Annotated in this window: 9 protein-coding genes; all 9 read left to right on the top strand. The window is 40.8% G+C overall.

Annotated elements, in window-relative coordinates; translation table 11 throughout:
- Positions 1–22: 22 nt before the first annotated feature.
- The 9 genes from CD00_RS0109815 to CD00_RS0109775 all read left to right on the top strand — a co-directional run bounded on the left by CD00_RS0109815 (position 23) and on the right by CD00_RS0109775 (position 12504).
- The gene (locus CD00_RS0109815; protein ID WP_026655815.1) at positions 23–1042 is read left to right on the top strand and encodes a radical SAM/SPASM domain-containing protein; all 1020 of its coding nucleotides are present in this window, start codon (positions 23–25) and stop codon (positions 1040–1042) included.
- Between the two features lie 28 nt (positions 1043–1070).
- Positions 1071–2888, top strand: a complete 1818-nt coding sequence (locus CD00_RS0109810; protein WP_026655814.1) for a DUF6044 family protein — start codon at positions 1071–1073, stop codon at positions 2886–2888.
- A 120-nt stretch (positions 2889–3008) separates the two neighbouring features.
- Complete coding sequence (locus tag CD00_RS0109805; RefSeq protein WP_026655813.1) at positions 3009–4043, top strand: hypothetical protein; 1035 nt, start codon at positions 3009–3011, stop codon at positions 4041–4043.
- Between the two features lie 36 nt (positions 4044–4079).
- On the top strand, positions 4080–5021 hold the full coding sequence (locus CD00_RS0109800; RefSeq protein ID WP_026655812.1) for a glycosyltransferase family 2 protein: 942 nt from the start codon (positions 4080–4082) through the stop codon (positions 5019–5021).
- A 14-nt stretch (positions 5022–5035) separates the two neighbouring features.
- Positions 5036–6274 carry a lipopolysaccharide biosynthesis protein gene (locus CD00_RS0109795; RefSeq protein ID WP_026655811.1) on the top strand — a complete coding sequence of 413 codons (1239 nt, stop codon included), beginning with the start codon at positions 5036–5038 and terminating at the stop codon, positions 6272–6274.
- 161 nt (positions 6275–6435) lie between these two features.
- The gene (locus CD00_RS0109790) at positions 6436–7632 is read left to right on the top strand and encodes an SGNH/GDSL hydrolase family protein (RefSeq protein ID WP_026655809.1); all 1197 of its coding nucleotides are present in this window, start codon (positions 6436–6438) and stop codon (positions 7630–7632) included.
- A 780-nt stretch (positions 7633–8412) separates the two neighbouring features.
- Complete coding sequence (locus tag CD00_RS0109785) at positions 8413–9996, top strand: NAD(P)/FAD-dependent oxidoreductase (RefSeq protein WP_026655808.1); 1584 nt, start codon at positions 8413–8415, stop codon at positions 9994–9996.
- Between the two features lie 63 nt (positions 9997–10059).
- Positions 10060–11010, top strand: a complete 951-nt coding sequence (locus CD00_RS0109780) for a glycosyltransferase family 2 protein (RefSeq protein ID WP_026655807.1) — start codon at positions 10060–10062, stop codon at positions 11008–11010.
- Between the two features lie 39 nt (positions 11011–11049).
- Positions 11050–12504: an MBOAT family O-acyltransferase gene (locus CD00_RS0109775; RefSeq protein WP_026655806.1), complete on the top strand. Its 1455-nt coding sequence runs from the start codon at positions 11050–11052 to the stop codon at positions 12502–12504.
- The last annotated feature ends 27 nt before the right edge of the window (positions 12505–12531 follow it).

The following is a 12531-nucleotide window of genomic DNA, read 5'->3' as shown; positions in this document are numbered from 1 at the left end:
TGAGTGGTAAGGAGATTTTTTAATGCCTATAAGAGTAAACAGTTTTATGGGAAAATTTGGCTGGTTTGCGAGAAAGCATTTTCCGATGCTTGCAAGTAACGCATACCTTAAATTACAGTTTTTTACAAGAAGTAAGTCTCAGAAGGCTTATTGTGATTACTTCCTTAATTCCAAGGAAGTTCCGATGCCCAATGTTGTAAATATCGAGACTATCAACAGATGTAATTCCACATGTGCGTTTTGTACAGCCAATGTTCATGCGGAGTGCAGACCTCTTGCAAAGATTGACGACGATGTTTATAAGAATATCATCGATCAGCTTGCAGACTGGGGATATAAGGGACATCTTACACTTTACGGAAATAATGAGCCCCTTTTGGATACCAAGATTGTTGAGAGGCACAAGTACGCGAGGGAGAAACTTCCGGACAGCTTTATTTTCATGTCTACCAACGGACTTATCCTTACTATCGATAAGGTAAAAGAGGTTGCACCATATATCAATCAGCTTATCATCAACAACTATTCGATGGAGATGAAGCTTCATAAGAATATTCAGGAACTCTATGATTATGTAAAAGCCCATCCCGATGAGTTTAAGGACCTTGATATCCAGATTCAGATGAGATATCTTCAGGAAGTTCTTACAAACAGAGCGGGAAGTGCGCCCAATAAGAAGGCAACCGAGAAGGTTATTAAGGAGACTTGTCTTCTTCCTTTCACAGATATGTGGATCATGCCCAACGGCAAGATGGGACTTTGCTGCTGCGATAACTTTGAGACTACCGATTTTGGCGATCTTACCAAGATGAGTCTTAAGGAAGCATGGGGAAGTCCTCAGTTCCAGGCAGTAAGAAAGAAGATTGCAGAGGGAAGACAGAACTATCCGTTCTGTAAGCACTGTGACTTTATTGATGCGGGCTTCCGTATGCAGATTGTCAATGCGATTTTAAGAGGTGACCAGGACGCTGCAAACAAGCTCGGCGGTCATGAGAGAATGAAGATCGGCAATAAGAATAACGAGGATGACAACATTAAATGATCGTCGGCGTTGAGGGGAATTTGACAAAATGAAACTCTTGAAAAGGCGTTTTGTTATATTTGCAGTTCTTTTGTTTATTCTGATTATTTCAGTATTTTATTGTGCCATTGGTGAGAACAGCTATATAGGGGTTCATGACAACATGGACCTCTTTATCGCTCAGTTTGCGATGCTGAGAAACACCGGCACTTTTTTTTCGCACGGAGTCAGCGCACCGTTTCTTGGCGGAGTGTCAAGAGATGTGCTTCCGGGTGAAGCTTCTTTGTATACAGTTCTGTATATGATCTTTTCACCTTTTACGGCTTATATAGTGGGATATGTATTAAAGATTGTCATTGCGGTCTTTTCCTGCGTGTTGTTATTTGTTGATTGCACGATTCCTTCGGGTGAAAAAATAGATTCATTCTTTGAGCGTGCAAGATTTTGTCTGAAAGAAGAATATGCGCCGGAACTAAATCTGGCCGTGGGCGCGGGATTTCTGTACGGAGTCTTAAATCTTTTTCCGGCGTTTGGGATTTCTTTTGCCTCAATCCCGCTTATAGTCTATCTTCTCAGAAGAATATATTTGACGGAAAAAAGTGACGATCCTAAGAGGGTTCGGAGAATGGCAGGGTATGTTGTGCTTATTTTCTGCTATCCTTTTGTTTCGTACTTTTCATACTTTGGTTTCTTTATTCTGGGATATCTTTTCATAGCAATAATTTGGATGTGGATTCGGGACAAAAGGCCGAGCTTCGGGCTTATCGCGGGGCTTGTGGCGCTTTCAGTGGGATTCGTGGTCTTCGAATACAGATTATTTGGAATGATGCTTTTTTCCGATGTTACTACTATAAGGGATACGATGGTTCAAAGCTATGTGCAGGTATCTGAGGTGCCTGCGCTTGTGGGAGATGTATTTGTAAACGGCATGATGCATGCGGAGGATTGTCACAAGTATTTCGTTATGCCTGTGTGTCTTTTGTATCTGATCTTTTTGAACGGAAGATATGTTTACAAAAAGAATTTCAGGAGAATTTTTACGGATGCATATAATCTCTGTGCGTTGATCCTTGTGTTTAACGCGGTTGTTTACGGTATTTATTTTATCAGAGAAGTTGACGATGTTTTTGCGACAGTGGTTCCGCCTTTAAAAGGATTTCAGTTTAACAGAACGGTCTTTTTCAGCCCGTTTATCTGGTGCGCAATGCTGTTTATTATTGCATACAGAATGCGCAAGAAAGAAATTTTTAAGGGCGTTTTGTCATATGCGGTCATTGCGACGGCGGTGGTGTTCGTCATCATTACACCGACAAGATACAATGATCTTAGGGGCACGCTCTATCATATAGTAAAAGAAAATGTCATGGGGAATAAGCTCGATGACCTCAATTACAGAGAGTTCTATTCTGAGGAACTTTTTTCGGATGTGAAAAAGGAGATTGGCTACAAAGAAGGTGAATGGAGCGTTGCTTACGGAATGCATCCCGCCATTCTTGAATATAACGGGATTGCAACGCTTGACGGATATCTGGGCTTTTATCCTCAGAGCTATAAAGAAGAATTTAGAAAAGTAATCGCGCCGGCACTTTCCAAAAATCCGGCTTCAGCAGCCTATTTTGATGAGTGGGGAGCGAGGTGTTATCTCTATTCCGGTACCGATGCGACGATAGTAATGGCAACAAAGAGTATGTATGGCGTTACCGATAACAATATTTATATTGATGCGGGGGAACTTAAGAAACTTGGGTGCAAATATCTCTTTTCACGAATTGATATATCCAATGCGCTTGAAGAGGGACTTGCGCCGATCGGCGAGTATAGCGGACACGGTTCACCTTACAATATCTATGTTTACGGATTAGAGTGAGGATAGGTTCGAAACAAAGGAAATGCTGAATAATGATGTGAATTATGTTATAATGCTATGGATTTATTAATTGTTAAGTGGTTTACCTTTTGGGTGTTTTGACAAAGGGAGATTTATACAATGTCAAAAAAAATAGAATTTGTTGCAGCATTGTGCATGACAATCGGTCTTATGAGCGGTTGCACTTCTTATAGTGAGGGTTCTTCTGCCGCTATCGAAGGGTTTTCAGACGGAGCATCTATAGGCTCATCGGAAGCGTCATCAAAGGAGTCATCCGATGAGCCGGTTGAGGCAGCGACGGCGGCATCAGAAGCATCATCAAAGTTATCTTCGGATGATGTTACTTCAAAGATTAGTGATGTAAGTAAGGATGTAAAGAAAGGCTCGGAAAGCAGCGCAGCGGCTGGTAGCGCATCAACAGGTTCGGCGGTGAGTAAGTCTGCAAGTGACAGCGCTTCTAAAGGAAAATCTGCGGACGACAAGAAAGCAGACGGAAAGAATTCCGATGAAAAGCCAAAGGAAAAGAAGAAATCCAAGAACGGAATTATAATACCTGAGATTGAGGACGGAGTTACCAAGATAGGTGACAGAGGAGTGGAAGTAACTTTCAAATGGGAACCTGATGAGAACGTAGACAGGTATGAAATTTCTGTCGAAGGAAAACCTCATGAAAGCACATCATATTCTCATATTGAGGATGTGTATTCTGATGAGCCGAGTTATACATACAAAGATAAGATCAATTATGACATCAGGATTAAAGTAAGGGCATATAAAGGCGATGCGAAGAAAGCCATCTGCGGCGACTTTAGTGAATTTGCATACGGAAATACCTGCGAAGACGCTCTTACAGCTCCAAAAGTAAAAGACGGAGTTACCCGCAAAGGTGCAACCGGCACGGAAGTTTATTTTGCTTGGGAGCCCGTTGACGGCGCCGAGCACTATGAAGTGGTGGTCGAGCACAAGAAGAAGGCTGAATCTGAGTATGATCTTAAAGAGGTTACTTATACCAATGCGCCCAATTATACATATACCGGACAGGGCGAATATGATGTCAGAATAACGGTTAAGGCTCAGACCAATGCCTGGATCAACGGAAAAAAGAAAATGTTTAACAGCGCTGTAAGCGCCTATGCAAAAGGAAAGACATATTGATACATTACTGAAATTATTTACTTGAAGAGGATATTTATGGATAAGATTGCAGTACTGATACCTTGTTACAATGAAGAAAAGACTATAGCGAAGGTTATAAGAGATGCCAAGGCGGCGCTTCCCGAGGCAGTTATTTATGTATATAACAATAATTCGAAAGACCGCACTGCAGAGATCGCAGCAGCTGAAGGCGCTGTTGTTCGCAATGAATTTATGCAGGGAAAAGGCAATGTTATAAGACGCATGTTCCGCGAGATTGACGCGCTTGTATATGTAATGGTTGATGGAGACGATACATATCCCATGGATTCGGCTCCCGAGATGGTTGACCTTGTTCTTAATCATAATTCGGATATGGTAGTCGGAGACAGACTTTCATCAACATATTATCAGGAGAACAAAAGACCTTTCCATAACTTTGGAAATAACCTCGTAAGAGGAAGTATCAACAAGTTGTTCGGATGCAATATCAGAGATATCATGACAGGATTCAGAGCTTTCAGCTATGAGTTTGTAAAGACATTCCCCGTTCTTTCAAAGGGATTTGAGATAGAGACAGAGATGACCATTCATGCTGTTTACAACAACATGCAGATCGACAATGTTGTTATCGAATACAGAGACAGACCGGAAGGATCTGAGAGTAAGCTCAATACTTATGAAGACGGAATGAAGGTTCTTAAGACTATTGCAAAGCTTTACAGGAACTATAAGCCTTTTGGATTCTTTCTCATATTTTCGATGGTACTTGCACTTATATCGATATTCTTTTTGGTGCCGATCGTCACAGAGTATTGGCGTACGGGGCTTGTACCCAGATTTCCTACATTGATAGTTTGCTGCTTTATCATGCTTTCTGCGGTTCAGAGCTTTTTTGCGGGAGTTATACTGTCCACACTTGCGGTTAATAACAGACGTGAATTTGAGATGCAGCTTAACATGCTTCAGCGTCACAAAGAAACAGACATGATGAAATAAGGATTAGCGATCAAATGGAAGATAGTAATACAAAAAATAAGTCGGGGCTTGTAAAAAAAGCCTCCAAAGACTTTATATTCAGTGTTTTGGCGCTGATTATCTATAACGGTGTTCTACAGCTTCTTGTTTATTCCAATATTGAAAAAAGCATTGGAAGGAGCGGATTTGACACCGTTCTTTATTTAATTTCCATCATTTCTGTAATGGGTGCGGGATTTGGAACTGCAGCCAGTTACTCGAGAATGATGGCAAAAAAAGACAGAGAGGAAACAAACGGAGATTACAATGTATTTCTTTTGATGATTGCCGTTCTTTCTATTCCTGTTACTTTCGGAGCTATTTATCTGGCGGAGGGAATATCGCTAAAACTCTTTGTTCCCGTACTTGTTCTCATGATAGTTACGGTTTTCAGGTACTATTCGGACGTTCAGTACAGGATGAACATAAGATTTAAAGAATATTTCTTTTTCTTCTTATCTGTATCTGTGGGATATGTGCTGGGACTTATGTTGTACCCGGTTACCAAGAACTGGGTTCTCGTGATGTTCCTCGGAGAGATTTTCGGTATCATTTTCACTGTTATGACCGGAAAAATATTCAGGGCGCCGTTTTTTAATTTGTCGGGTGCGTTTAAAGAGAATATGAAGTCTGCATGGTACATAGCCATGGGAAACGTGCTGGCAAATCTGATACTTAATTCAGACAGAATTCTCTTAAAGCATTTTGCCGAGGCAGGTCAGGTTACAGATTTTTATACTGCCAGCCTTATCGGTAAGATCGTAGCAATGCTCACGACTCCGCTAAACGGTGTAGTCATAAGCTATCTTACAAATTATAAGATTAAGATGAATAAAAAGATATTTGCCACAATCGGATCGGCTTTTTTGGCACTTACGTTCCTCGGAGCGCTTGTGTGTAGCGGCTTTTCAATGATATATGTAAAGCTGTTTTTTACTCCCGATGTATATGATGGGGCTTCGAAATTTTTCTTTTTGGCAAACCTCGGACAGCTCCTTTATTTTATCTCGGGTTCATTGATGGTTGTGCTTCTTGCGTTTACGGAAGAAAAACTTCAGTTTATTATCAATCTCATTTATGGAATTGTTTTTGTGACCATAGTGATCCCGGTTACGTATAAGTGGGGAATGGTAGGATTTGCCTATGGCCTTGTTGCGGTGAACATCGTGAGATTCGTTACTGTAATAATACTTGGAGTTGTAAAACTCGGAAAAAAGAAAGAGACGGAACAGTAATAGTTATTGATATTACACATGTATGTTGTTGAACAAAAGACAACTTCTTAAGACTTTCTTAAGATTGATTGTAGATTTCATTAATTTTTGTACTCCTGTCGGAACGTTTTGACAGATTGGTGTTAAAATAGGACTTGGTGAAGTATCAGCGAGGAGGAAAAATGAAGAAGAGAAAAATAATTAGTTTTATTGTGGGGGTAACAACGGTAGCTATGCTGACTTGCGGATGTACTGCAATTGATAAAAATGCAGACACTGCACTGGAATTTATAAATGACGATCTTGCCGCAAGCATGAGCGGTAAAAGCGATCAGGCTTCAGAAGCCGGAACGTTGGTTTTGGCAGAGGATATTTATAAGCCGACACTTGATGAAGCCAATGCTGAAGCTTCAACTTCGGTTGAAGATACTAAAGAGGAAGAGCAGCCGCAGGAAGACGAAGACAAAGTAGTCATGGTATTTATCGGCGACAGCCAGATTGAGAACGGAAGAGACAGCGGCAACGATCTTGCTTCTCTTGTATCTGAAAGAGTTCCGAATTCTGTCGCATATAATCTCGGAATCGGTGGAACAACCGCTGCACTTGAGCATTCAACTACAGATTCATCATTGTCTAAGTGGGATTCTATTTCTTTTAACGGAATAACCTACGGTCTTGCGGGAAAGATTGACAGAGACAGAGTTTTTCAGAATTATCCCCACGTTCTGAGTAATATGAATAATATAAATCCTGAGAAGGTTGATTATTACTTTATAGAATATGGTGCAAACGATTTCTTTGATAAAATGCCGCTTGATAAAACACAGTTTGAAGGCAATCCGCTTCATTCATATTATGAAGCTCTTGAAGAAGGCGTGAGAACTCTTAAGGAGATCAGTCCCAATGCAAGAATTGTCCTTATGACTCCTTTCTACGGAATTTATAAGGATACCAATGGAAAGTTCCTTGGCGATTCTTATGTAGTAAGTTACGGAATAGATACTCTTGCAAATTATGCAAGAAAAGCACTTAATGTAGCGGAAGATCTTGATCTTATCGATTTTGATGCGATGAACGACGACAAGAAGTGCGATCTCTACCTTGATACGGCGGAAGAGTATCTTTTGGACGGAACGCACCTCACATTAAAGGGAAGACAGGTATTTTCAAGGCTTCTTGCTCATATCCCCAACTACTATGAGGAAAATGAGCCATTCGCATATCTTGAGAATGACACTATCAAAATTGGCCAATTCGATCCCGATGAGTATTTCATGATCTCGGATGACAAGCTCAGAGATAATTATCCCGAGGCTTATGAGAAGCTCAAGTCCGGAGCATATCCGCTTGCCAGAGAGCACGGCGCAGGAGCTGAGTAACGCCGGGGGTATATGTAAACGGACGACCTATATAGCCATTTTTCACAGCCTGTAGCGACGGTATCAGTTTTGAAATGCTTGTGTTCGGCTGCGCAGTGATTTTCATAATTTCATAAAACCCGAAAATGCCTCCTTTCGACGTTGCTCAGGGAAGTCGGCATTTTCGGGTTTTATTTAATTTGAAAATCATCTTGCTCGTCCGAGAACTGCACATTTCAAAACTGATACCGTCTTTGCCGTCTGCGAAAAATAGCTATATAGGTCTGTTGTTTTACCATATCCCGCTCGGCACATATTGATGTAAATGAGTGCGTTTCGTATCCTATAAATAATGTAATTGCTATAAAGCAAATATTGTGATAAAATGTTAATACTTTGTTAATGTAGCGTATACTTATGAAGGCGTACAGGTGGGCTATTCGCCACTACGCAGTTCCATAAGTCAGGTTTTCACAGTATTTATGTGAGTTGTAACATTCAAGAGCATAAGCAAGCGGAAATCTTTATTCTGTTCTCGCTCCGTTTGTTTGAGCCCATTTATGGGCGAGTTTAGGAGCGAAGAATAAAGATTACCGCTTGCTTATGCCTTGAATGTCAACGAACATAACCCCTGTGCAAACCTGACTTATGGAACGCATATCGCCAATACCCCCAAAATGTCGCACGTGGAGTGGCATGGAGTGCTATCTTGAAGAATGTTATGGGGTAGGGTATACTACTATTATTGTTCGTCTCCAAGATAATGAACGGACGATTATTTAGAAAATGAGGGTAAATGTGATGAAGAAGGCCTTAATTATTGGTGCGGGTCCTGCGGGGCTTACTGCTGCTTATGAGCTTTTGACCAAGTCAAAGGATTATCAGGTAGTAATCTTTGAGGAAACCGACCAGTTTGGAGGAATATCAAGAACTGTAGAGTATAAAGGTAACCGCATGGATATGGGCGGTCACAGATTTTTTACCAAGGTTCCCGAAGTTAATGCATGGTGGGATAAGATGCTTCCCGGACAGGGAAAACCCACTTATGATGATATAGTTCTCGACAGACCGATGAAGATGACAGAGGGCGGTCCTGATCCTGAGAAAACAGACAGAGTAATGCTTAAGAGACATCGTGTCTCACGTATTCTTTTTGATTCAAAGTTTTACGATTACCCGATTTCACTTAAGGGTGAGACTTTTAAGAACTTTGGCTTTTTGACTACAATGCAGGTTGGATTCTCATATATGGCTTCTGTTTTCCACAAGAGACCTGAGGACAATCTTGAGAATCTCTATATCAATAACTTTGGCAAGAAGCTTTATTCAATGTTCTTCGAGTATTATACCGAGAACCTTTGGGGCAGACATCCAAGCGAGATTGATGCTTCATGGGGCAAGCAGAGAACCAAGGGCTTATCTATTTTCGGAATAATCAAGGACTATCTTGGAAGACTTTTTAAAGTTAAGAACCGTAAGGTTAACACTTCACTCATAGAAGAGTTCAAGTATCCCAAGCTCGGCCCCGGTCAGCTCTGGGACGTAACTGCTGAGGAGATCAAGAAACTCGGTGGTACAATTATTGTAAATGCAAAGGTTACCGGAATCAGGAAAGACGGCAATCATATCAAAGGCGTATCTTATCTTGTTGATGGAAAAGAGATCGAGATTGACGGCGATGTAGTTATCAGCTCAATGCCGATAAAGGATCTCGTTGCAGGAATGAATGATGTTCCCGCTGATCCCGCAAGAATTGCCGCAGGACTTCCTTACCGTGATTATATGACTCTCGGTGTACTTGTTCCCAAGCTTAATCTTGAGAATAAGACCAAGATCAAGACTATCGGAAATATCGTGCCTGATAACTGGGTATATGTTCAGGATAGAAATGTTAAGATGGGAAGATTCCAGATTTACAACAACTGGTCTCCTTATCTGGTAAAAGATCTTGAGAATACAGTATGGGTCGGACTTGAGTATTTCTGCTTTGAAGGCGATAACATGTGGAATATGACCGAGGATGAGTTTGCCAAGATGGCAATTGATGAGATGGTCAAGCTTAAACTTATCGACAAGGCAGATGAAGTTATCGACTATCACATGGAGAAAGTTAAAAAGGCTTATCCTGCTTACTTTGATACATATGATGAGATGGACAAGCTCATCGAGTATCTTGATACTATCGACAATCTCTATTGCGTAGGCAGAAATGGTCAGCATAGATATAACAATATCGATCATTCAATGTGTACATCCTTTGAGGCTGTTAAGAATATCATAAGTGGAGAGACAGACCGCAGCAACATATGGAACGTTAACACTGAGGAGGAATACCATGAAACATCTACTTCCGAAGATGAAGCAGATGAGGTGGAAATAGATTGACGATACATTAAATTTTAATGCGGTGCTTTATGATGATACAGCACCGCATTTTTTAGGAGTATTATGAAAAAAATAAGTGTTTTGATCCCCTGTTTTAATGAGGTGGAGAACGTGGAGGGTATTTCCTCCGCAATTGAAAATGTCATGAAAAAAGATCTTTCAAACTATGATTATGAGATCGTTTTCATAGACAATGCGTCTACAGACGGAACAAGAGATAAGATTGAGAAAATCTGCGAGGGAAATAATAAGATAAAGGCGATATTTAATGTCACAAATTTCGGACAGTTCAATTCGCCTTTTCATGGCATGTGCTCTCTGGACGGAGACTGCGTCATTCCCGTGTGTGCCGATTTCCAGGATCCGGTTGAGCTTATTCCCGTATTTGTAAAAAAGTGGGAAGAGGGCCACAAGATCGTCAGCGGAGTAAAATCTTCAAGTAAGGAAAACGGATTAATTTATTTCCTCAGAACTGTCTACTATAAGACTATAAAGAACATTTCAAGTGTTCAGATGATAGAGCACTTTACAGGTTTTGGTCTTTATGACAAGACCTTTATAACACTTCTCAGACAGCTTAACGATCCGATTCCGTTCATAAGAGGAATCGTTGCCGAGTACGGAGCCGGTTTCAATATGACAACGGTTGAGTATGAGCAGCCTAAGAGAAGAGCAGGCAAGACACACAACAATTTCTATACCTTATATGATGCGGCAATGCTCAGTATTACATCATATACAAAGGTGGGATTGCGTCTTTGTACTATAGCGGGATTTGCTTGTGCAATTATAGATATGATCGTTGCATTTGTGTATCTTGTACTTAAGCTTACTCACTGGTACAGCTTCCATGCGGGTTACGCACCGATGATCATCGGAATGTTCCTTATCGGTGCAATACAGCTCTTTTTTATAGGGCTTACCGGAGAGTATATCCTTAACATCAACACCAGAGTTATCGGCCGTCCCATAGTTGTTGAGGAAAAGCGCATCAATTTTGAAAATGATAAATAATGTGACATTACACTGATTTACAGACCACAGGGAGAAACAATGACCTTTATATCATTTGCATTCATGGTATTTTTGCCATGCGCCGTTTTGATCAACTTCATAGTTCCGATAAAGTATCGCTATATCTGGCTTCTTATAGCAAGTATGATATTTTATTCAACTGCAGGCATAGGGGCGATGGTTGTCCTCGTACTTTCTATGCTGTCGGTGTATGCAACAGGTATTTACCTGGGAAAAAAGAAGAAGGCAAAGCTTGTATTTGTTTTGTGCCTGCTCTTTAATCTCGGAATTCTTTTTGTGTTCAAATATTTCAATTTCTTCATGCAGATTCTGGGTATTGCCACAGACGGAGCCTATGGAAATATTCAGCTGAATAATATGATCATTCCTCTCGGACTGTCTTTTTACATACTTAAGTCCGTAGGATATCTGATTGATGTTTACAGGGGAGATATTATCCCTGAAAAGAATTATCTTAAATTTGCTCTTTTTGTTTCATTTTTCCCGCAGATTCTTGCCGGACCTATCGAGAGAGCGGGGAATATGCTGGAACAGTTCGATAATCCCAAGCCCGTTGATTTTGACAGATTCAGAAACGGTTTTCTTCAGGTGCTTTGGGGATATTTCCTTAAGCTTGTTGTTGCGGACAGACTTGCTATTTTTGTAAAAGCTGTATTTGATGCCGAAGACGGTATAAGGGGAACGATATCTTTTGTTGCGATCCTGTTCTATACATTTGAGATTTACGCGGATTTTGCGGGCTATTCACATATTTCGATCGGAATAGCAAGGATTCTTGGAATTGATGTAATGAATAACTTTGAGTGCCCTTATCTTGCAAGGTCGATCGCGGAGTTCTGGAGAAGGTGGCACGTTTCACTTTCGTCATGGTTTAGAGATTATCTGTATATTCCGCTTGGTGGAAACAGAAAAGGAACAATCAGAAAGTTTATCAATATACTTATTGTATTTACTGTGAGCGGCCTTTGGCACGGCGCAGATTTTACTTTCCTTGTATGGGGACTTCTTCACGGTGTATATCAGGTGATAGGAAGTATAGTTACTCCTGTCAGGGACAAGATCACAAAGACATTTAACATTGGAAGAGCAAGTTTTTCACACAGAGTTGTAAAGACGGCGGGAACTTTTATTCTTGTAGCTTATGCGTGGGTGTTCTTTAGAGCGGACGATATAATGCAGGCTGTAAGGATCATCAGATATTCTTTTGTATTCACTCCGTGGAAATATGTTGACGGAAGCATGTACCAGTTCGGGCTTACAAGAGGAAACTTCCTCCTTGGTGTATTTGGTATATTGCTTATGATCATCGTTGATCTTGTGAACAGCAGGGGAATTGTTATAAGGGAAAAGATACTGTGCCAGGGATTGTGGCTTAGATGGATCATTATGATATTGGGAATCGTAGTTACCGTAGTGTGCGGAATCTGGGGCCCGGGCTACGATGTGTCGGATTTCATCTATAAGCAGTTTTGATCTATTTTGAAAAGAGGAGTAGTTTTC

The sequence above is a fragment of the Butyrivibrio sp. AE3003 genome (assembly GCF_000686065.1).
Taxonomy (GTDB): Bacteria; Bacillota; Clostridia; order Lachnospirales; family Lachnospiraceae; genus Butyrivibrio; species Butyrivibrio hungatei_A.
Note: the sequence above shows the minus strand (reverse complement) of the source record. Positions and strands in the feature narration are given on the sequence as shown.

Excerpts from the sequence above, each read along its gene's own strand:
- CD00_RS0109815 (WP_026655815.1), top strand. The coding sequence starts at position 23 with ATGCCTATAAGAGTAAACAGTTTTATGGGAAAATTTGGCTGGTTTGCG.
- CD00_RS0109810 (WP_026655814.1), top strand. The coding sequence starts at position 1,071 with ATGAAACTCTTGAAAAGGCGTTTTGTTATATTTGCAGTTCTTTTGTTT.
- CD00_RS0109805 (WP_026655813.1), top strand. The coding sequence starts at position 3,009 with ATGTCAAAAAAAATAGAATTTGTTGCAGCATTGTGCATGACAATCGGT.
- CD00_RS0109800 (WP_026655812.1), top strand. The coding sequence starts at position 4,080 with ATGGATAAGATTGCAGTACTGATACCTTGTTACAATGAAGAAAAGACT.
- CD00_RS0109795 (WP_026655811.1), top strand. The coding sequence starts at position 5,036 with ATGGAAGATAGTAATACAAAAAATAAGTCGGGGCTTGTAAAAAAAGCC.
- CD00_RS0109790 (WP_026655809.1), top strand. The coding sequence starts at position 6,436 with ATGAAGAAGAGAAAAATAATTAGTTTTATTGTGGGGGTAACAACGGTA.
- CD00_RS0109785 (WP_026655808.1), top strand. The coding sequence starts at position 8,413 with ATGAAGAAGGCCTTAATTATTGGTGCGGGTCCTGCGGGGCTTACTGCT.
- CD00_RS0109780 (WP_026655807.1), top strand. The coding sequence starts at position 10,060 with ATGAAAAAAATAAGTGTTTTGATCCCCTGTTTTAATGAGGTGGAGAAC.
- CD00_RS0109775 (WP_026655806.1), top strand. The coding sequence starts at position 11,050 with ATGACCTTTATATCATTTGCATTCATGGTATTTTTGCCATGCGCCGTT.